This is a genomic window from Streptomyces fodineus, from assembly GCF_001735805.1.
Classification (GTDB): Bacteria; Actinomycetota; Actinomycetes; order Streptomycetales; family Streptomycetaceae; genus Streptomyces; species Streptomyces fodineus.
Genome location: NZ_CP017248.1, coordinates 625,808 through 645,879, shown reverse-complemented (window position 1 = coordinate 645,879; position 20,072 = coordinate 625,808). Strand labels below are relative to the sequence as shown.

The window sequence follows — 20,072 nt, the reverse complement described above, 5'->3', positions numbered from 1 at the left end:
TCCACAGGACCGGGCGACTCCCTGCGCCCATGCCCGGCGGACCTGGCCACCGGTGATGGAAGAATGCACGTCATGCCGCACGCTGCCCCCTCCGCCCCGATGCGCCAGCGCATCATCACCGCCGTCCTGCGGATCATCGGCGAGGACGGAGTCGCCGCGGTCACCAACCGGAGGATCGCCAAGGAGGCGGGTGTGTCCCTCGGTTCGGTCACCTACCACTTCGAGACCCAGCACGAGCTGCTGCGGGAGAGCCTGCTGTACTTCGTGCGCGAGGAAGCGCGGCACTTCACCGAACTCGCCGAGCAGTGCCAGACGGAGGGCCTGGACGTGGCGGACGCGGCGTCCCTGGCCGGCCAGGTGGCCTGCGGCTCGGCGCTGGACAGCGCCCATCTCGCGCCCTTCGAGCTGTATCTCCACGCCGGGCGCGACGAACGGCTGCGGGAGGCGGCGGCCGAGGCGTTCCGGGCCTACGACCTGCTCGCCGCCCGGATTCTCGGCGCGCTCGGCGTCCCCGACGCGGAACACCTCGCCGCCACGACCGTCGCCCTGGTGATGGGCCTGCAACTGCGGCGGCTGGCCACGGGCAGCCCCGCCGAGGACCTGGTCGACGCCCTCCTGCTGCTGGTGCGAGGGGCCGCCGACCGGTCTCTCCCGGCCGCTTCAGGGCAACCGACGGCAGAGTAGGGCGTCCGGCCCGGCCCGGCTGCCCACCCGGGTGGTGAAGGCGATGCCGTCGGCGTATTCGTCGTCGGCGCACTGGCCCTTGTAGTCGCCGTACGCGAAGTCGCCGCCGGCGGCGTCGGAGGGACGGTTGTCGGACCGGTCGAACCACACCGTGCGGCCCGCGCCCGCCAGCGGGCTCCGGGCGGGCACGCACAGGGCCGCCGACACCCGCTCTCCGCGGGCGCTGTATCCGATGAGGAAACTGCCGCCAGGGCACTGCAACTTGGTGTATCCGGACGCCCAGTCGCCGCCGGCAGGGACATAGCGCTCGTCCGTGACGACCGTCTGGCCCGCGGAGGCCGCGCGCAGGTCGTCCGGGCCGCTGCCGGTGCTGTCCGTGCACAGCCCCCGGCCGCTGGTGTGGCCGAGACCGATGAGCCGCAGCCCGTCGGGGCAGGCGGCCTTGTACGCCCCGGGATCCCAGTCACCCGCGGCCCGCACGCGCACCGACTCCACCGCGTCCCCGTGGTCGATGGCGAGCATCCGCCGGACGGGAACGCCCTTCACCGGACCGGTGTCACTGGGCGCGGTCATGAGGTGCTGCCACGCCGCGGCGCGCCAGTCGCCCGCGTCGAGGATGCCGGAGCGATGCCCCGACTCGTCGTACCGCAGCAGCGCCCAGTCGTCGTGACCCGCGAAGCCGACGAGCGGCCAGAAGGCGAAGTCGGTGTCGTGGTCGGCGAAGTAGTCGGTGATGTTCGTGAACCAGGCGCGGGCGGCCGGGTTCGTCTCGCCCGCGCCGATGCCGAATTCGCTGACCCAGACGGGTGCGGTGTAGTGCCGGCCCGGCTCCTCGGCGAAGAACGCCTCGTCCTGGAGCGCCGCGTACAGGTCGTCCCGGCTCAGGTCCTGGTAGCGGGGATCGTGGGTCTCGCCGATGCCGGTCGCGCCGCTGTGGTGGGGGCCGGTGTAGCCGTAGAAGTGCGCGGAAGTGACGAGCTTGTGGGCGTCGACGAGGGTGTGCGACAGGGTGCGGGCGGGGGTCAGCACGGGGCGGCCGTGGGGGAGTCCGTCCACGGGTATGCCGGTCCAGTTGATGCCTTCGATGACGATCAGCAGGCGCGGGTCGGCCTCGGTGAGGATGCGGTCCGCGGCGAGCCGGGCCGCGGCGTACCAGTCGTGGTCGTCGCCCAGGCCCCAGTTGGGGTCGTCCAGCACATCGCGCCGTACCTCGTTGTACAGGTCCGCTCCCACGACCCGGGGGACTTCGGCATAGCGGCGGGCCATGAACACCCAGTCGTCGGCCCACTGTTGCGTCGACTGCGAGCTGTTCCAGCGCTCGTTGCCGTCGATCCCGCAGCACCAGCGGGAGGTGTTGGTGTGATTGTTGAGGATCACGGCGAACCCGCTCGCGCTGAGCGCGTCGACCACGGCGTCATAGATCTGCAGCGGTGTCCTGCCCCGCAGTCGAGGATTGGCGGTGACCGCGGTGTCGGGTACCGGGGTCGTCGTGTGGATCATCTCGTTGGAGAACGGCAGCCGGATGGTGTTGATGCCCAACTGGTGGAAATCGGCGAGCAGTTGGCCGATCGGGACGCGGTCCAGGCCGAGTGGGATGCCGTGGGAGTCCTGGCCGGCGTGATGGTTGGCGGGATCGTCGGTGCTGCCGCTGCCCGCCCACGAGCCCTGTGCGCCGTCCCAGTTGGCGCCCTTGAGTCGGAAGCGGTTGCCCTGGCCGTCGACGATGTAGCGGCCCTGCGTGGACAGCGGCGGAGCCCACGCGGCCGGTGCCGTGGCGTCAACTGCCGTGGGGATGTGCGACTTTGGGGCCGCGGAGTCCGTGGAGGACGAGGTGGCGGCGAGCAGGAAGCCCGCGACGGCGACGGCCAGGCGCAGGGCGGCAGGGGCGATCGGCATCTGGGGAGCCCTTGACGGTAGGGAGTGGGGGAGAGCGCGGCGACCAGGGTGACGACATGGGTCTGGTGGGCGGAGTGTCCACCACGTGACACGGTTCAGGGAAGGGGCGCGCCGCGGCCTACAGGGCCCGGGCGATGAGCAGGGCCACGTCGTCGTGGTCGTCGGGGTTGCGCAGCCCGTACAGCAGGATGTCGCAGGTCTCCTCCAGCGGTCTGTGCGGCTCGTCCAGGAGGTCCAGCAGGGCGTTCAGCCGGTCGTCGATGGCGTGCTGGCGGGTCTCCACCAGGCCGTCGGTGTACAGGACCAGCACATCACCGGGGAGCAGCGCGACCGAGGTGGTCTCGAACCGGACACCGCCGACGCCGAGCGGCGCCCCGGTCGGCAGCTCCAGGAGCCTCGGCGCGGCGCCGGGCCGCGCGAGCGCGGGCGGCATGTGTCCGGCGTTGGCGATGCTGCACCGGCCGGTGCGGGGGTCGTACACCGCGTACAGGCAGGTGACGATGTAGTGCTCCAGATCGCAGGTGATCTTGTCCAGGTGCTGGAGTATCGCGCCCGGCGCGAGGTCGAGATCGGCATAGGCGCAGGTGGCCGTACGCAGCCGGCCCATGGTGGCGGCCGCGTCGATGCCGTTGCCCATGACGTCGCCCACCACCAGGGCGGTCTTGTCGTCGGTCAGCGGGATGACGTCGTACCAGTCACCGCCCACCTCGCTGGTGGCCTGCGCGGGCTGGTAGCGCGAGGCGAGCTCCAGGCCCGTGTGGTGGGCCGAGTGGTCGGGCAGCAGACTGCGCTGCAGGGTGAGCGCGGTGTTGCGCACGCTCTGGAACCAGCGGGCGTTGTCGATGGCCACGGCGGCCCGGCCGGCGAGTTCGGCGGCCAGGACCACGTCGTCCTCGTCGAACGGCGCCGGATGCCGGGTCCGCTTGAGGTCGAGGACGCCCAGCACCTCGCCGTGGGCGATCAGCGGCACGGCGAGATACGAGTGGACGCCGGCCTCCGCGAGCAGGGCGCCGCCCGCGGCGTCCCGGGCGATGCGGGGCAGATCGTGCGGCCCGACGTGACGTACCAGGACCGGCCGCCCGGTGTGGACGCACAGGGTGACCAGGCGGTCGCCCTCATAGGCGGCGAGGTCGCCGGGCGGGTCTGCGGCGCGCAGCGCGGGCGTGGGATGGGCCGCCTTCAGGGCGAGGGCCCGGAAGAGCTCCGGACCGTTGTCCGGTTTGCGTATCCGGCGGCAGGACAGCGCGGAGTCGAGGACGTCCACGGCGGCCACGTCGGCCATCGCCGGCGCCGCGATCTCGGCCAGTTCATGGGCCGTCTGCTCCACGTCCAGCGCGGTGCCGACCCGCGCGGAGGCGTCTGCGATGAGCGCCAGGCGCCGCCGCGCCCGGTCGGCCTCGGCCGCCGCGCGGTGCCGCTCGGTGACGTCGACGACCGAGACGGCCGCCCCCAGGATCCGCCCGGTGGGATCCTCCAGGCGGTAGAAGGACAGCGACCAGGCGTGCTCGTGATCGGGATCGGCCGGGGGACGGCCGACGTGGTACTGGTCCAGCAGGGGCGTACCGGTGGTGAGCACCTGGCGCAGCGCGGACGCGACGGTCTCGACGTCCGGGAAGGGCAGGGTCTCCCGCAGGTCGCGGCCGATGTGGTCCTCGGCGGGAATGCCGTCGATCCGCTCCAGCGCCGGGTTCACCAGGAGATAGCGCAGCTCGGGGTCGAGGAGGGCCAGACCGATCGGGGACTGGTTGATCAGCCGCTCGCACAGCGCCAGATCGGTCTCGACGCGCTGGAGCAGGGTATGGTCGGCCGCGATGCCCAGGGCGTAGACGTCCCCGAGGTCGTCCAGCAGGCGCATGGTCCGGAACTCCGTCAGCCGACTGCTGCCGTCCTTGTGCCGGATCGGAAAGGCGCCGGCCCAGCCCCGGCCGGTCTCCAGCACTTCCGTGAACAGACTCACCACGGCCTGCAGGTGCTCCGGGTGGATGAGCAGGCGCGCTGCGGGCCTGCCGAGGGCCTCCTCCGACGAGTAGCCGAAGAGCTCCTCGGCCTGCGGGGTCCAGAAGACGATCCGGCCGCGGGTGTCGAGGGCCACCGCGGCCACGCTCAGCATGTCCAGCAGCCCGGTCGGCCGGGGCGGCTCGTCGCGGCCGGCTTCGAAGGAGTCCACTGCCATACCGGGTCCACCTCCACCGTCCGGACAAGCACGCAGGCGCTGACGACCGCGCTTCCATGGTCCCTCCGGCGTCGGCCAGGCCCAACCGCACGGCGGCGTGTCCGGGCGGAGCGATCACTCCTCGCCGCGTTCATGTATATAACCCAATAAAAGGGCTCATAGTGGTGTATGGGTGGAACCGATGGAACCTGCACGAGAGCGCTCCGCCGCACCGAGGCCCGGGAGACCGGGTGACCTTTTCGACGCGTCCACCGACGCGGCTGCGGTGCTATCGGAACACGGCGTCGTCGTCGCCTGGACCCGCAGCGCCGAGGCACTCCTCGGCTACCCGGCACCGGACGTCGTCGGCACCTCCGCCGCGCGCCTGCTGGCCGTGCGCGGGGACCCCGCACGGCTCGCCGGAGTCGCGCGGCGGTGCCGCGCCGGAAACGGCTGGAGCGGGCAGATCGCCGTACGGCACCGGGACGGCCGCAGCCTCGTCATCCAGCTGCGGGTCTCGGCCTCGTTCCGCATGGGCGGCGCCGAGTGCTTCCTCGTGTCGGCCCGGGAAGAGCGGCAACGGTGGACCATGGGCCAGTCGGTCCTGGACGGATTCCTGACCCGGGCCCCGGTCGGCATGGCCGTCATGGACACCGAACTGCGGTACGTCTGGCTGAACGACACCCTGGAACGGTTGGGCGGGGTCCCCCGCGACGAACGGCTCGGGCGGCGCCTGGGCGAGCTGCTGCCCGGGCTGGAGGCGCAGACCCTGGAAGGGCTGATGCGCAAGGTGCTCGCGACGGGCATGCCGGTGACCGACTACGAGTACGTGGGCTGGAGCTGGGCCGATCCGCACCGCCGGCACGCCTACACGGCCTCGTTCTTCCCCCTCGTCGACGCCGGCGACGCCATCACCGGCGTCTGCTACATGGTCCAGGACGTCACCGAGCGATGGCACGCCCGCCAGCTGCTGACCATGGTCAACGAAGCCGCCGCCAGCATCGGCAGGACCCTCGACGTGATGCGGACCGCCCAGGAACTCGCCGACTTCGCCGTCCCCCGCTTCGCGGACTTCGTCATCGTCGATCTGCTCGAACCCGTGCTCAGCACCGAGGGCCACGGGGCGTGGCTGAGCGACGCGGGGCCGGCGCCCGCCCGGCCGGTGATGCGCCGGGCGGCGCTGCGCTCGGTGCGCGAGGGCTCTCCCGAGGCCGTCGTCCAGATCGGCGAGCGGGTCGACTTCCTCCCGCCGCCGCACGACGCCCACCTGATCATCGACGGCGAACCGCTGCTCATCCCGGTCCTCGACCCCTCCGACAAGCTGTGGGCCACCCGGGAGCCCGAACGTGCGGCACGCATCCGCGAGTACGGCATGCACTCGCTCATCGCCGTGCCGATGCGGGCGCGGAACACCGCCCTCGGCCTCACCACGTTCGTCCGGTCGCTCAACCCCGTCTCCTTCGGGCCGGACGACGTCCTGCTGGCCCGGGAACTCGTGGGCCGCGCGGCGGTGTGCGTGGACAACGCCCGCCGCTACACCAGGGAGCACACGGCGGCGGTCACCCTGCAACGCAGCCTGCTGCCGGCCGCCCTGACGGGCGGCACCGCGCTGGAGGTGGCCTCCTCCTATCTGCCGGCGGACCCCTCCGGCGGCGTCGGCGGCGACTGGTTCGACGTCATTCCGCTGTCCGGCGCACGGGTGGGCCTCGTCGTCGGCGACATGGTGGGCCACGGCATCACCGCGGCGGCGAGCATGGGCCGGCTGCGCACGGGGGTGCAGGCCCTCGCCGCCATGGAGATGCCCCCAGACGAACTACTCGCCCATCTCGACGACCTCGTGCTCCGGCTGAGCGACGAGGAGAGTGCCGCCGGCCCGGCGGCCCGGAGCACCGTCATCGGCGCGACCTGCCTCTACGCCGTGTACGACCCGGTCACCCGGCGGTGCGCGATGGCCCGCGCCGGACACCCGCCGCCCGTCGTCGTGGCACCGGACGGACACGCCTGCTTCCCGGAGATTCCCCCCGGACCCCCGCTCGGCCTGGGCGGAATGGCCTTCGAGGCCACCGAGATCGAACTGGCCGAGAACAGCCTCCTCGGCCTTTACACCAACGGCCTCATCGAGGGCGGCGACCACGACGTGGAGCGCGGCATGGCCCGGCTCGGCGAGGTCCTCGGCCGCACCGGCGAGGACCTCGACACGCTGTGCGCCTCCGCCGTGCGACAGCTCGTGCCCGTGCCCCAGCCCGACGACGTCGCCCTGCTCCTGACCCGCACCCACGCGCTCGGCGCCGACCGGGTCGCCTCCTGGGACGTACCCCCCGACCCGGCCGCCGTCGGCGTCCTGCGCGCCCGAGCCACCCGCCAGGCCGAGGACTGGGGTCTCGGCGAAGAGCTGGCCCTGACGACCGAACTCGTCGTCAGCGAACTCGTCACCAACGCCCTCCGCTACGCCACTCCGCCCATCCGGCTACGACTCCTCCGCGACGCCCGTCTCACCTGCGAGGTCTCCGACGCCAGCAGTACGGCCCCCCGGCTCAGGCACGCCAGGAGCACGGACGAGGGCGGGCGCGGGCTCTTCCTGGTGGCCCAGCTCGCCCAGCGCTGGGGCACCCGGTACACCGCCGAAGGGAAGGTCATCTGGGCCGAGCAGGAGATCCCCTGAGCCGGGACTTGCCTTCGAGTGCACTCCAGCGGCCAGACTGTCCGCGACGGAATCCGTATCCGGAAACAGAACAGGACGGCGGCAGCAGATGACAGCGAACAGCAGGGCGGGGCATCCTCTGCCGTACGACACCTACCGCGAGGCCGTGGCCCGCGAGACCCTCCGCTTCGCCGAGACGGTGAAGGGCGCCGACCCGGCGGGTGCCGTGCCCTCCTGCCCCGACTGGACCCTGGCCGACCTCACCCAGCACGTGGGAGCGCTGCAGCGCTGGTTCTCCGCCCTGCTGACCCGGCTGGTGCAGGAGCCTCCCCGCAGCCGCGACGTCGAGCTGGGACTGCCGCAGGACCCGCGGGACTATCCCGACTGGGTGGCGGCGGGCGTGCCCGGCGTGGCCGCCGTCCTGCGGGACACCGATCCCGAGGCACCGATGTGGGTCTGGGGCGAGGACCCGCACGCGCGGTTCTGGGTCCGCCGGATGCTCTTCGAGACGCTGGTGCACCGGGTGGACGCGGAGCGCGCCGTCGGCGTGGCCTCGGACATCGACCCCGTCCTCGCGGCGGACGGTGTGGACGAGTTCCTCGTCAACCTGCCCTACGCGGGCCTGTTCGCCCCCGGGGTGACAAAGCTGCGCGGCGACGGAGAGATCCTCGCGTTCCGGTGCACGGACGCCGACGGCGAGGAGTGGCGGGTGCGGCTGGACCCGGACGGCTTCCGCCCCGTGCCGGGCGCGGACCGCGAGGCCGGGGAGTCCGAGCCCGTCACGGCGGCGGTGCGCGGCGAGGCGGCGGATCTCCTGCTCCTCCTCTACGGGCGGCGGTCGTACCAGGACTCCGCCTTCGAGATCTCGGGACCGACCGCGGTCCTCGACAACTGGTTCGCCCACACGGCCTTCTGACCCGGGCCGCGCTCACCGCGCCGGCGGCTCCTCGGGCAGCAGACAGACCGCGAGCGCTGCGGTGTCGTCCTGGAGGCTGTTGTGGCTGTAGGCCAACAGGTCGTCATGGAGCCGTGCGAGGAGCTCCTTCGGTGGCAGGGGACCCCAGGTGCGCAGGCGCTCCAGCAGCGGATAGAAGGTCCCGGCCGCATTCCGAGTCTCCGTGACGCCGTCGGTGTAGAGCAGCAGCTGATCGCCGGGCCGGAAGGGGTGGGTGTCGACCTGGTACGGGTCTTCGACCAGTATGCCGAGGTTCAGGGGCAGCGCCGGCCGCCCGCTGTCCAGCTCGCGCACCTCGCCGGCGCACAGTGAGATCGGCGGTGGATGGCCGCAGTTGACGATCCGGACGATGTGCTCGTCGGCGGGGATCTCGGTGAAGACGGCGGTGACGAACCGTTCGCCCGTCTCGGTCCCGCCGAGCTGCGCCGCCCTGCGGCTCATGCTCGTGTCCACCCGGCCGACCAGAGCGAGCAGATCGGGTTCGTCGTAGGCCACCTCGCGGAACGCCCCGAGCATGGCGGCGGCGGTCTCGACCGCAAGCAGCCCCTTGCCGCGCACGTCGCCGATGAGCAGCCGGACGCCGAAACGGGTGGGGACCGCCTCATAGAGGTCGCCGCCGATACGGGCCTGCGCGGCGGCGGAGAGATAGAGGCTCTCCAGGCGGAGGTTGCCGATCCGGTGCGGTACGGGGCGCAGCAGGACCCGCTGCGCGGTCTCCGCCACCGACCGCACGTCGGCGAGCGTGCGTTCACGCCGGATGCGGTGGGCGGCCAGGATCGTACCGAGGCTGCCCACCAGGGCCGTACAGATGTAGGAGGCGACGTAGTGGCGGTCCAACAGGTAGCCGACGGAGCGGCCCGCACAGCACGGCGTACCGGCCAGCACCCCTTCGAAAACGACGGCGAACACCGTCGCGGCGCCGACGACCAGGGGCCCGTGCGCGAACGCGGCCACCAGGGGCACGCCGATCAGCACGAAGCTCACCGGCCAGTCCACCGGCGTGACGGGCTCCAGGAGCAGCACGGCCACGACGTACAGAACCGGCAGCCAGCGCAGCCACGCCGGAGGCGCCGGCAGCCGGGTGTCCGTGCCCGCCGACGCCTCCGGTTCCTGTGTCGTCCGTCCGTGCTTCACCGGTCCAGCCTGGTGCGCCGGGCCTCCGTACCCCGGTGATTGCTCCACTCAACGGCATGTTCCGGGGGCCGGACCGGCCGGTGCCGCATCAGCGCGCGCCCGTGCCGGCTCCGAAGCCGATCGCGAAGACGTGCAGGCCCCCGGCGGCGACGTCGGACGGCAGCCGTACGCTGCTGACCGTCTTGCCCGGGCTCAGCGCCACCGGGGTCGTGGCGAACAGGTACGTCTTGGTGCTGTCCGACGCGGTGCCGGCGTGGTTGCGGTAGGGCATGGTCGCCGCGATGGTGTTGTCGGCCAGCGGTGAGGCGGCGCCCGCGCTCAGCGTCCAGTCGGAGAGCCCGAGGGCGACCGGCTGGGTCGTGCCGTCGGTGTAGGTGACGGTCGCGGTGCCGGAGGCCGGGCCGTTGTTGGCGGCGCCCAGGAAGGAGATGCTGCCGGAGCCGGATGCCGGTACCGTCTGCCCGTTCGCCTCGTAGTTGTCCCGTGCGCCGGGCGCCACCCCGGGCCAGGTGAACGAGACCCCGTTGACGGTGACCTTCGAGCCGGGCGTGAGGCCCGCGGTGGCCAGAGCGTGCGCGGAGTAGCTGTAGCCCGCCCCGTCGAAGTTCGCCGAACCCGCGGCGGTGTCACCGGACGTCCCGACGTCGGAGTAGCCGGGCGTGCCCGGGTAGGAGCGCGGGGCGGCGGAGGCGGCGGACGCCCAGGAGGTGTTGGGGGAGGTGCCGAGTACGTAGGTGAGGGTGCCGCCGCCGGTGAGCGCGCCGTCGGGCGCGTGGGCCGCGTCCCACGCCGTGCCGTTCCAGGTGGCCGACTGGACGTACGGAGCGTCGTCCGCGGCACCGGTGCCGTCGATCGTGAGGGTGTGGCCGGACGGCAGGGTGATCACCGCCTGGGTGAAGAGCGGGCTGCCCAGCGCCAGATCGGCGGTGCCGGGGGTCTCCGGATACATGCCGAGGGCGGACCACACGTACCACGAGCTCATCTCGCCCAGGTCGTCGTTGCCCGCGAGACCGGACGGGCCGGCGGTCCAGATCTGGTCCTGGACCTGCCGGACGACCTTCTGCGTCTGGTAGGGGCGGCCGATGTAGTCGTACTCCCAGGGGATGTTGAGACTGGGCTCGTTGCCCAGGTCGGTGTATCCGCCGGCACCGGTCAGGGAGGACAGGTCGGTGTCCAGGAACTTGGCCAGGGCCGTGTCGCCGCCCATGGCGGTGGCCAGGCCGTGCACGTTGAACGGCACCATCGGCGTGTACTGCCAGGAGTCGCCCTCGACGAAGTTCTTGCCCGAGGTGGGTGAGAACCCGGCCGTCCAGGTGCCCGAGGAGTCGCGCGGCTGGATGAATCCGCTGCCGAAGCGGAAGAGGTTCTGCCAGTCCTGCGCCCGGTCCGCGAACCGGTGCTGATCGGCGGTGTGCCCGAGGGCACCGGCGAGGGCGGAGACGGCGAAGTCCGCCGAGTTGTACTCGAGGGTGGTCGAGGCCGGGCCGTAGAAGTTGCAGCAGCCGTACTTGCCGTTGCTGGGCAGCCGGCCCAGCTGCTCCAGGTAGTCGAGCCCGGGGCGGTTGTTGTTGGGCACGGTCGCCTCCGCGATCATGCCCTTGAGCGCGGTGGCCGTGTCGAAGTTCTTCGCGCCGAAGGCGTAGTAGTCGGCGATGATCTCGTCCGCTGGATCGCCCACCATGACGTAGGTCTCACCGTTGTTCTCCGACCACTTGGGGAACAGGCCGGTCTGGCGGTAGTCGTCCACCATCGACTGGGCGGTGTCGGAGGCGGTCTGCGGAGCGACGAGGGCCTCGAGCTGGGCCTGCGAGCGGTAGACGTCCCAGCCGGAGTAGTTGGCGTAGGCGGCGCCGTGGCCCGGATCGACGGTGTGAACCTTGCCGTCGAAGCCGGGATAGCGGCGGTTGGTGTCACTGATGACGTTCGGATGCAGCAGCGCGTGATAGAGCGCCGTGTAGAAGACGGTCTGCCGGTCGGGTGTCCCGCCGGCGATCCGCACCCGGCCGAGGAGGGAGTTCCAGGCGTTGTGGGCCGCGCCGCGCACCTTGGCCAGGTCCCAACCGGGGTTCTCCGCTTGGCGGTTGCCCACGGCGTCGGCGGCCGACACATAGGAGATGCCGACCTTGGCCTGAACGGCCCGGTGGCTGGTGGTGTCGAACGTGACGTAGCCGTCGGAGCCGCTCGCCGGCGCGGCGAAGGTGTGCGGGGTACGGGGAACGTCACCGTGCAGCACCGGTCTGTTCGGCGCTTCCGGGGCGTTGGGGGAGGCGTTGCTCCTGGGGGTGGTGGGCGTGGCGGCGGCCAGGGCGGTGCCGCTGTGGCGGAACGGCCGGTCGAAGACCATGTCGTAGTAGACGGTGTAGGAGTTGCCCTCGCCGCAGAAGTTGCCGCTGGTGACCTTGCCTCTGACCTCTTGGTCGTTCACCACGTCGAACTGGGTTGCGGTGGCGCCGTTCTCGCTCGCCGTCAGTTTGAACAGGAGGTTCGCCTGGCTGGTGGCGGGGAAGGTGAAGCGGGCCATGCCGCTGCGGGTGGTGGCGGTCAGTTCGGTCTTGACGCCGTTGTCCAGCGCCACTGTGTACGAGCCGGGAGTGGCGGATTCGCCCGCGTGGGAGAAGCTGTCGGTGGCGAGCGTGTCGACCGCGCCGACGGTCGGCAGCACCGGGATGTCGCCGGCGGCCCGGCAGCCGGGACCCGCGATATGGGTCAGGCCGAAACCGGTGATGGCCGAGTCGGCGTACTCGTAGCCGCCGCCGTCCGGCCGGTGCGGACTGGTGTCGGGGCTCCACTGGACCATCCCGAACGGGGTGTCGGCGCCCGGGAAGTCGTCCGCGGCGTGTGAGGTTCCGATGAACGGGTTCACGAGGGACGCCGGATCGGTCACCGGCGAGAGCGAGACGGGATCGGCGTGGACAGGGGCGGAGGCGGCACCCACGGCTAGGGCACCTGCGGCCAGCACGGACAGAAGTCGGAACGGCACCATCGTGACCATGTCCCTTCGACAACGTTGTCCCGAAAGCTGACCCCTTCGGCCCCTGCTGTCAAGGACGCGCGGTACAGAACCAGCCGTCCGCCTGATATGACGTCACCTCCATGGAAAAAAACCGACACCTTGGCTCAGTCTCAAAACTTGTCTCAAGGTGAAAGCAACAAATCTTGACGTCATCCACCAGCGTGCGTACCTTCCGCAACGACCGCCCCGGTGCTCCAACTCCATTGACCGGAACCACACTTACCCCCACCGAGGAGTCCAGCATGCGCGCAAGCCCCAGACCGCTCGCGTCGCTCCTGGCCGTCATCGCCCTCGTCCTGGGCGCGTTGCTCGGCCTGCCCGGACCGTCACAGGCCGCCGGGTCGCTGCCCTGCGACATCTACGGCGGCTCGGGCACCCCTTGCGTCGCCGCGCACAGCACGGTGCGCGCGCTGTTCTCCTCCTACGACGGCCCGCTGTACCGGGTCACCCGTGCCTCCGACGGGGCCGGCGCCGACATCGGGCTGCTGGCCCCGGGCGGTTACGCCGACGCCGGCCGGCAGGACAGGTTCTGCGCGGACACCACGTGCGCGATCACGAAGATCTACGACCAGACCGCCCGGCACAACGACCTCACCCCCGGCCCGGCGGGCACCTCCGGCATGGGCGCGGACCGGGGCGCCGACGCCTCCGAGATCCCCGTCACCGCCGGCGGGCACAAGGTGTACGGCGTGTGGATCTCGCCGGGAGTCGGCTACCGGTACACGGGTGCCGCCTCCGGTGTCGCCGTCAACGGCCGTCCGGAGGGCGCCTACATGGTGGCCAGCGGCACCCACGTCGGCTCCGCCTGCTGCTTCGACTACGGCAACGCCGAGAGCACACCGGCCGACACCGGCAACGGACACATGGACGCCGTCAGCCTGGCGACCACCTGCTACTTCGCGCCCTGCACCGGCTCCGGGCCCTGGGTCGAGGCCGACCTGGAGAACGGCATGTTCCAGGGCGACAACGGCTCCAACACCGCCAACCGGGGCAACGGCAGCACCTTCGTCACCGCCGTGCTGAAGAACAACGGGCAGACGCGGTACGCGCTCAAGGGCGGCGACGCCCAGTCGGGTGCGCTCACGACCTGGTGGGACGGCGCCCTGCCCACTCGCGGAGGCTACCAGCCCATGCAGCAGGAGGGCGGCATCATCCTCGGCACGGGCGGTGACAACAGCAACTGGAACATGGGCACGTTCTTCGAGGGCGTGATGGTCTCCGGTTACCCGAGCGACGCCGCCGAGAACGCGGTCCAGGCGAACATCGTCTCCGTCGGCTACTCCGGCGAGACGAACGTCCCCGGTGGCCCGCAGGGCACCGTCACCGGCCCCGGCGGCAAGTGCGTCGACGTCGCCGCCGACGACACCGGCACCGACGGGGCGGCCGTACAACTGTGGGACTGCCAGTCGTACGCCGAGGACCAGCACTGGACCCACCGCGCCGACGGCAGCCTCGCCACCATCGGCCGGTGTCTGGACATCGACGGCAACGGGACGGCGAACGGTACGCAGGTGGAGTTGTGGGACTGCAACGGTGTGGGTGGGCAGAGGTGGGTGCAGCAGGGTGATGGTTCGTTGCTGAATCCGCAGTCGGGTCGCTGTCTGGACTCGCCCAGTGGTGCCACGGGCAACGGGACGCGGTTGCAGATCTGGGACTGCAACGGCTCACCGGCCCAGAAGTTCCGGCTGGGCTGACGGCGGGCCGACGGGTCGGCCAGGTCGCCTGATGGGGCGTCAGAGGATGTCCTCCTCCTCCGGTACGACGACCTGGTCGATCAGCTGCTGGATCTGTTCGCTGGGCAGGGCGACCGCCATGGCCCAGTAGTAGATGACGAGGCTGAAGACGGCGGTGACGCCGATGTCCCACCACAGCGGGAACCAGGGGTGCTTGAGCGGCCCGAAGTCGCTGAGGTACACGATGAGTCCCATGCCCACCAGATAGACCGGCAGCCACTGCGCGGCGCGCAGGTCGAGCTGGGGAGTGATGGGGTTCATCTTGAACACCCGGTTGGCGACCAGGATGACATAGCCGAGCAGGATGGCCACGCCGAGCTTCCAGTCGGTGGTCCAACCCGACCACAGGATCAGCAGGTTGGCGACGATGAAGGCGAGCGGCGACAGCCAGCCGCCGCCGGGCAGCCGGTAGGGCCGGTGGGCGTCGGGCAGCCGGTTGCGGAACACCCCGAAGGAGAGCGGGGCGCCGGCGTACATCAGCACGCTGGCGCTGGTGATCAGGCCGACCAGGGAACGCCAGCTGGGGAAGGGCAGGAAGCAGATGCAGCCGACCACGAAGGCGGTGATCAGACCGACCCAGGGAACACCGCGCCGGTTGGTGGTCTCGAAGGCGGAGGGCACATAACCGTTGCGGCTCAGGCCGTAGGAGACCCGGGAGGAGCCGGTGATGTAGATCAGACCGGTGCCGGCGGGGGAGATCACGGCGTCGAGATAGAGGACCGTGGCCAGCCAGCCCAGGCTGATGAGCGTGGCGACCTGGGCGAAGGGCCCGCTCAGCGCGGTGAAGGCGGAGTTCGCCCAGTGGCTGCCGATCTGGGAGGCGGGCAGCGCGGCGAGGAAGGCGACCTGCAGCAGGATGTAGATGAGGATGCCGATGACGATCGAGCCGATCACCGCCCGCGGGATGTCCCGCTTGGGGTTGGCGCTCTCGCCGGCGAGCTGGTCGGCCTGTTCGAAGCCCAGCAGCGCGAAGATGATGCCGCTGGTGGAGACGGCGGACAGGATGCCCTTGGCCCCGTACGGGTTGAAGCCGTCGGCCGCGGTGAAGTTCGCGGTGTGGAACTGGGCGATGGCGAACACGAAGATCGTCAGCAGCGGGACGCCGACCTTCCACCAGGTCGCGGCGCTGTTGGTGCGGGCCAGCAGCCGGATGCTGAGGAAGTTGATGGCGGTGATGAGCGCCATCAGCCCGACCGCGACGGCGATACCGGTCGGGGTCAGGACGTGTTCGCCGCCCTTGACCTTCTCCCAGCCGCTCGCCCAGGAGTAGTGCTGGCCGTAGGTGATCATCGCCAGCACCTCGATGGGCGCCACCGTGGCCGCCTGCAGCCAGGAGAACCAGCCGAACGACGCGCCCGCGGCGCCGCCGAAGGCGTAGTGCGGGAAACGGGCGGTACCGCCCGAGACCGGATACATACCGCCCAGCTCGGCGTGTACCAGCGCCAGGATGAGGATCGCGAGGCCACCGATGGCCCAGGAGATGATGGCTGCCGGCCCGGCCGCCGCCAGGGCACCTTGTGCGCCGAAAAGCCAACCGGACCCGATGATGGACCCCTCCGAGGCCCAGATGAGACCGACGAAGCCGATCTCACGCCGCAGCCCGGGCTTCTGCGTCTTCGGGTCGGGTGCCGCCTCTGAAACGGCCATGGCCGAAACACCCCCTCACTAGGGTGATTTTGCTCACTATCGTGCCACGGTGACGCGGTCATGGCACCGAACGTGCGGGCACGCGTTTCCGGAAGCGGCCGTGCTCACCTACGAGCCGGTGGTGAGACGTGGTCCGGCCGGCGCGGCGCCCGTGACCGCTGCCCGGTAGAGGGCCTGGGTGGCGCTGCCGAAGTAGGCGCTGTAGGAGATCTGCGGGGTGTTGCCGCCCGTGTGATAGCCGCCGATCACTCCGATGGCCGCCCAGCCACCGGGCGTGGGCACGAGCATCGGGCCGCCGCTGGTTCCGCCCACGAAGGCGTCGCAGGCGATACGCGGGAACGTGCCCGGGTCCGCCGGGTCGTCACTGTCCCACCTGGTGGTCCAGCCGAAGCACTCCAGGGGCTTCTCCGCCCCCGCCGGGTAGCCGATCATCCGTACCGGGGCGTGGTAGTAGCCGGTCCCGGTCAGCAGCCGTACCCCACCGACCGCGTCCTCCAGGCGTGTTCCGTCCTGGTTGGGCTCGGTGACCGCGAAGGCGAAGTCGTACTCGGCCCCCGCGTGTTCGCCCAGGTCGTAGTACTCCGGCGGGACGTAGACGCCATCGGTGCGCACCGGGAAGATCCCGAACGGTTTACGGGCGTCGTGGTACTGCGGAACGAAGGCCAGGTGGCGCTTGGGCGAGGTGCCCGCATAGCCCTTCAGGCAGTGTCCGGCGCTCAGCACCAGGTCGCGCCCGGGACTGCGCACGACCGAACCGCTGCAGGTGCGGCCGGTACCGGTGGCGTCCGTCCAGAAGAACGTGCCCGCCTGGGGGATGCCGTCGAAGCTCCAGCTCGGCGGGATGTACTCGCCCGGCCGCGGTCCGTCCACGGCAGGAGAGGCGCCGGCCGCCGTCGTACCGGGCTCGGTGCCCTTGCCGAGGTCGGCGGGCAGCGCGGCCGCCATGCGGGCCGGCGTCCAGTAGGCGTCGAGCTGGTCGGCGAGCGGGTTCGGGCCGGCCGCGATGCTGTCGGCGGATGCCGTGGTACTGAGGCCGGTACAGAGCAGAAGGGCTGCCGCACAGACGGCGGCGTATCGCGCGATCCTGGTCCCGGGCACCATCAGTTCCCCTCAGAACGGACGCAAGTGACGGCTCACGATAAGCCCGCGATCCCGGGCGGCACAGCGTGCACGGCCGTATCCGGCCTACGGCGGATCGGCAACAGCCGCTGCGATCTGCTTGAGTGACGCTTGGTCAGGCCCTCGGATGCAGCCGGGGCGGGGGTGGTCGGAACCACTGCAGTGACGGTGGCCGCTGTGGCATCCCGGCCTGCCGGCCGCGCCCCTCAGGCGACCGTCTCGGCCTCCCCGGCGCCACCCTCTTCACGCGGTTCTTCCGCCGGCGCACGGGCGAGACGCGGGTGGCGTTCCGGGCGCGGGCCGGGGGATGAGTGAGGCGCGTCCTGCGGGGTAGGCGCCCCGTCCGGCCAGGGGCAGTGCGCTCTACTGAAAGGAGAAGGCCATGAAGAAGCTGATATGGAACGGGGGCGTGACCGGCGCCGCCATCGCGGTCGCCGCGGGTGCGCTCCTCGTCGGCGGCGGCTCTGCTGCGGCGGCCGTTCCGGGGGCCACAGGACCTGCCGCCGCCGGTGCCGCTGCGGTGCCCGTCGGCCATGCGCAGCACCGCCACCACGGCCTGCAGTGCATCGATCCGTGGGTCGCCGGGCAACTGGCGACGTTCGACCCCGCGGCCCGACACCGCCTGGCAGTGTTCGACCCGTGGGTCAAGGACCAGCTGGCGCGCTTCGCCTCTCCCTCCTGTTAGCCCTTGTAGCGTTCCTCCTCTCCTCCCTACGGCGCGAGCACTTCACGAACACCATGTCGGGGTACGTCGGAGACGGTCCCTCCAGCAGCCGTCCGCTGCGCCCGCGCAGCCAGTGGTCGAAGTAGGCCGAGACGTAAGCCTCGTTGGGTGCCTCGTGCCCCGTCCCGTGCCCCGTGGCCCGCGCCGGAGCCGGACGGGCATTACGGACTCGCGGGGCACACGATCGGTGAGGGCACTTCCAGACCGGGTGATGTCAGTGCCCGTTGCCATCATGTGCGTACGGCCCCGCACTCGCCCGTGACCGTGGCGGAGTGGGTGGGGCCGAGACGCGAAGTCGGACGAGGGGGACGGTGAGCGGCATGGGGATGTCGAGCTTCTGGGCGGTGGGAGCACTCCGCGACGAGCAGGTGGCGGAGATCGCCTCGGTCGCGGCACCGGTGATCAGGGAGATGAAGGAGCGCACGTCGACGCGGGAAGCCTGGTCGCGTTGGGAGAACGACGCGGCCCGCGGCGGCGGGGCGGTGTCGGTGTACGGACCGGACGGCTACAACACCGACGAGTCGCGGCATCTGTACGAGATGGTCAACGCTTCGGCCTTCGACATGCTCGATTCCACCTGTGAGATGCACGTCATGGAGTGGTGGGAGCGGTTCGACGAGGACGTCGAGCCGTTCATCAGCGCGGTAAGCAAGGACAATCCGGTGGCAGCCCTTTTCCACGGCCTGGGGCCGGAGCGCGCCCGGGTGCTGCCGGGCTGGGCAGGCGACGCGGTACTGGCTTCCGCCGAGGTACACCGCCACCTGGAGTCCGTCGAGTCGGTCCTCGCCGTGAGCGGGACGGAGCGGGAGGAGGTGCTGAGCCGCATCGACGACTGGCTTTGGCACGAGAACCCTGCCGACGTCCTCGACGGCCCCCTGCGGGTGTGGAGACAGGCGGCGACGGCGGGTCTTGGGCTGCTGTCCTCTCGTATCTGGTTCTGACACCTGCCCCTTCCACGGAACCGCGACTGCGTGACAGGCGGTAGATCGCGCCGACGCCGACGCCGACGCCGACGCCGACGCCGACGCCGACGCCAACCCCGGCCCGGGTCCGGGTCTCGACGTCCCGCGCCGACGCCTCCAACGCCTGACGTGGCGAACACCGCCGCGGCCGCTTGCTAACCGGAACGGCGTTCCGTATTGTCATTACCGGAACAGTGTTCCGTTTGCTGAGGAGGCATGTTCATGCAGTACCGCACCTTGGGCCGTACCGGCGTACAGGTCAGCTCCCTCGCGCTCGGCGCGATGAATTTCGGCAGGATCGGACGCATCACCCAGGACGAGGCCACCGCCGTCGTCGACGCCGCTCTCGAGGGCGGGATCAACCTGATCGACACCGCCGACATGTACGGCGAAGGTGAGTCGGAGGAGATCGTCGGCAAGGCCATCGCCGGCCGCCGCGACGACATCGTCCTGGCGACGAAGGCGAGCCTGCCGATGGGCGACGAACGTAACCACCAGGGCAGTTCGCGCCGCTGGCTGGTCACCGCGCTGGACAACAGCCTGCGCCGTCTCGGCGTCGACCACGTGGACCTCTACCAGATCCACCGGTGGGACCCCAGCGCCGGCGACGAGGAGACGCTGTCGGCGCTGACCGACCTGCAACGCGCGGGAAAGATCCGGTACTTCGGCTCCTCGACCTTCCCTGCCTACCGCATCGTCCAGGCGCAGTGGGCCGCCCGCGAGCATCACCTGAGCCGTTATGTCACCGAACAGCCGAGCTACTCCGTCCTGCAGCGCGGGATCGAGACGCACGTGCTGCCCGTGACCGAGGAGTACGGGCTCGGTGTGCTGGTGTGGAGCCCGCTGGCCTCGGGCTGGCTTTCGGGCGCGATCCGGGAGGGCCGGGACATCACCACCAACCGCTCGGCGTCCATGCCGCAACGCTTCGACATCACCGTCCCCGCCAACCGGGCCAGGCTCGAAGCCGTCGAGCAACTCGCCCGGGTCGCCGACGAGGCCGGCCTGACGATGATCCAGCTCGCGCTCGGCTTCGCGACCGCGCATCCCGCCGTGACCAGCGCACTCGTCGGCCCCCGCACACTGGACCACCTGCGCTCGCAACTGGCGGCCGCCGACACCGTGTTGACCGCCGACGTACTCGACGCGATCGACGCCATCGTGGCCCCCGGTGTCGACCTGGCCCCCGACGAGAAGTACGACACCCCGCCCGCGCTGCTAGACCCGTCGCTGCGTCGTCGCCGGGTGTCGTAGGAGGGCGCCGACCCCGGTCGGCCGACGTACGAGGGCTGGACCCTGCTCTCGGCTGTCGTCGCCAGAGGCGGCGCCTGCGCCTCGGCGTGCTCGTGAGCGGCACATCGTGCTCGCGCCGAGGCCCGGTGATCTCAAACCGTCCGCGAAAACCTGGCGCATCG

13 protein-coding genes are annotated in these 20,072 nt (G+C 71.1%); 7 read left to right on the top strand and 6 right to left on the bottom strand.

What is annotated here, in order from left to right; translation table 11 throughout:
- The first annotated feature begins 72 nt into the window (after positions 1-72).
- Positions 73-684: a TetR/AcrR family transcriptional regulator gene (locus BFF78_RS02865; protein WP_069783337.1), complete on the top strand. Its 612-nt coding sequence runs from the start codon at positions 73-75 to the stop codon at positions 682-684.
- Here BFF78_RS02865 and BFF78_RS02860 read toward each other — a convergent pair.
- Both BFF78_RS02860 and BFF78_RS02855 read right to left on the bottom strand, forming a co-directional pair.
- Positions 661-2,580 (bottom strand): glycoside hydrolase family 5 protein, encoded by a 1,920-nt coding sequence (locus BFF78_RS02860; RefSeq protein ID WP_069776802.1) that lies wholly within the window; start codon positions 2,578-2,580, stop codon positions 661-663. The two genes, BFF78_RS02865 and BFF78_RS02860, sit on opposite strands and share 24 nt — an antisense overlap.
- A gap of 118 nt (positions 2,581-2,698) precedes the next feature.
- A complete protein-coding gene (locus BFF78_RS02855; RefSeq protein WP_069776801.1) occupies positions 2,699-4,753 on the bottom strand; it encodes a SpoIIE family protein phosphatase in 2,055 nt (684 codons plus the stop codon).
- A gap of 181 nt (positions 4,754-4,934) precedes the next feature.
- Here BFF78_RS02855 and BFF78_RS02850 point away from each other — a divergent pair, with 181 nt between their 5' ends.
- Together BFF78_RS02850 and BFF78_RS02845 are read left to right on the top strand one after the other, a co-directional pair.
- The gene (locus BFF78_RS02850; protein ID WP_069776800.1) at positions 4,935-7,394 is read left to right on the top strand and encodes a SpoIIE family protein phosphatase; all 2,460 of its coding nucleotides are present in this window, start codon (positions 4,935-4,937) and stop codon (positions 7,392-7,394) included.
- Positions 7,395-7,482: 88 nt separating this feature from the next.
- Positions 7,483-8,289, top strand: coding sequence for a maleylpyruvate isomerase family mycothiol-dependent enzyme (locus BFF78_RS02845; protein ID WP_069776799.1), 807 nt, complete (start codon positions 7,483-7,485; stop codon positions 8,287-8,289).
- A 12-nt stretch (positions 8,290-8,301) separates the two neighbouring features.
- On the opposite strand, the gene BFF78_RS02840 is transcribed toward BFF78_RS02845, so the two are convergent.
- A complete protein-coding gene (locus tag BFF78_RS02840; protein WP_227025685.1) occupies positions 8,302-9,462 on the bottom strand; it encodes a PP2C family protein-serine/threonine phosphatase in 1,161 nt (386 codons plus the stop codon).
- A gap of 88 nt (positions 9,463-9,550) precedes the next feature.
- The gene (locus BFF78_RS02835; RefSeq protein WP_079161737.1) at positions 9,551-12,445 is read right to left on the bottom strand and encodes a lectin; all 2,895 of its coding nucleotides are present in this window, start codon (positions 12,443-12,445) and stop codon (positions 9,551-9,553) included.
- A gap of 272 nt (positions 12,446-12,717) precedes the next feature.
- Here BFF78_RS02835 and BFF78_RS02830 point away from each other — a divergent pair, with 272 nt between their 5' ends.
- Complete coding sequence (locus tag BFF78_RS02830) at positions 12,718-14,169, top strand: arabinofuranosidase catalytic domain-containing protein (protein WP_069776798.1); 1,452 nt, start codon at positions 12,718-12,720, stop codon at positions 14,167-14,169.
- A gap of 39 nt (positions 14,170-14,208) precedes the next feature.
- On the opposite strand, the gene BFF78_RS02825 is transcribed toward BFF78_RS02830, so the two are convergent.
- Positions 14,209-15,855, bottom strand: coding sequence for an APC family permease (locus tag BFF78_RS02825; protein ID WP_069776797.1), 1,647 nt, complete (start codon positions 15,853-15,855; stop codon positions 14,209-14,211).
- Between the two features lie 108 nt (positions 15,856-15,963).
- A complete protein-coding gene (locus BFF78_RS02820; RefSeq protein WP_099054813.1) occupies positions 15,964-16,956 on the bottom strand; it encodes a trypsin-like serine peptidase in 993 nt (330 codons plus the stop codon).
- A 400-nt stretch (positions 16,957-17,356) separates the two neighbouring features.
- Here BFF78_RS02820 and BFF78_RS02815 point away from each other — a divergent pair, with 400 nt between their 5' ends.
- From BFF78_RS02815 to BFF78_RS02805, 3 genes are all read left to right on the top strand, one after another.
- Positions 17,357-17,659: a hypothetical protein gene (locus tag BFF78_RS02815; RefSeq protein ID WP_069776796.1), complete on the top strand. Its 303-nt coding sequence runs from the start codon at positions 17,357-17,359 to the stop codon at positions 17,657-17,659.
- A gap of 359 nt (positions 17,660-18,018) precedes the next feature.
- On the top strand, positions 18,019-18,639 hold the full coding sequence (locus tag BFF78_RS02810; RefSeq protein WP_159032932.1) for a hypothetical protein: 621 nt from the start codon (positions 18,019-18,021) through the stop codon (positions 18,637-18,639).
- Between the two features lie 243 nt (positions 18,640-18,882).
- Positions 18,883-19,911, top strand: coding sequence for an aldo/keto reductase (locus tag BFF78_RS02805; RefSeq protein WP_069783333.1), 1,029 nt, complete (start codon positions 18,883-18,885; stop codon positions 19,909-19,911).
- Positions 19,912-20,072 lie beyond the last annotated feature (161 nt).

Bases quoted from the DNA above. Each gene is read 5' to 3' on its own strand.
- BFF78_RS02865 (WP_069783337.1), top strand. From the start codon at position 73: ATGCCGCACGCTGCCCCCTCCGCCCCGATGCGCCAGCGCATCATCACC.
- BFF78_RS02860 (WP_069776802.1), bottom strand. From the start codon at position 2,580: ATGCCGATCGCCCCTGCCGCCCTGCGCCTGGCCGTCGCCGTCGCGGGC.
- BFF78_RS02855 (WP_069776801.1), bottom strand. From the start codon at position 4,753: ATGGCAGTGGACTCCTTCGAAGCCGGCCGCGACGAGCCGCCCCGGCCG.
- BFF78_RS02850 (WP_069776800.1), top strand. From the start codon at position 4,935: ATGGAACCTGCACGAGAGCGCTCCGCCGCACCGAGGCCCGGGAGACCG.
- BFF78_RS02845 (WP_069776799.1), top strand. From the start codon at position 7,483: ATGACAGCGAACAGCAGGGCGGGGCATCCTCTGCCGTACGACACCTAC.
- BFF78_RS02835 (WP_079161737.1), bottom strand. From the start codon at position 12,445: ATGGTGCCGTTCCGACTTCTGTCCGTGCTGGCCGCAGGTGCCCTAGCC.
- BFF78_RS02830 (WP_069776798.1), top strand. From the start codon at position 12,718: ATGCGCGCAAGCCCCAGACCGCTCGCGTCGCTCCTGGCCGTCATCGCC.
- BFF78_RS02825 (WP_069776797.1), bottom strand. From the start codon at position 15,855: ATGGCCGTTTCAGAGGCGGCACCCGACCCGAAGACGCAGAAGCCCGGG.
- BFF78_RS02820 (WP_099054813.1), bottom strand. From the start codon at position 16,956: ATGGTGCCCGGGACCAGGATCGCGCGATACGCCGCCGTCTGTGCGGCA.
- BFF78_RS02815 (WP_069776796.1), top strand. From the start codon at position 17,357: ATGAAGAAGCTGATATGGAACGGGGGCGTGACCGGCGCCGCCATCGCG.
- BFF78_RS02810 (WP_159032932.1), top strand. From the start codon at position 18,019: ATGGGGATGTCGAGCTTCTGGGCGGTGGGAGCACTCCGCGACGAGCAG.
- BFF78_RS02805 (WP_069783333.1), top strand. From the start codon at position 18,883: ATGCAGTACCGCACCTTGGGCCGTACCGGCGTACAGGTCAGCTCCCTC.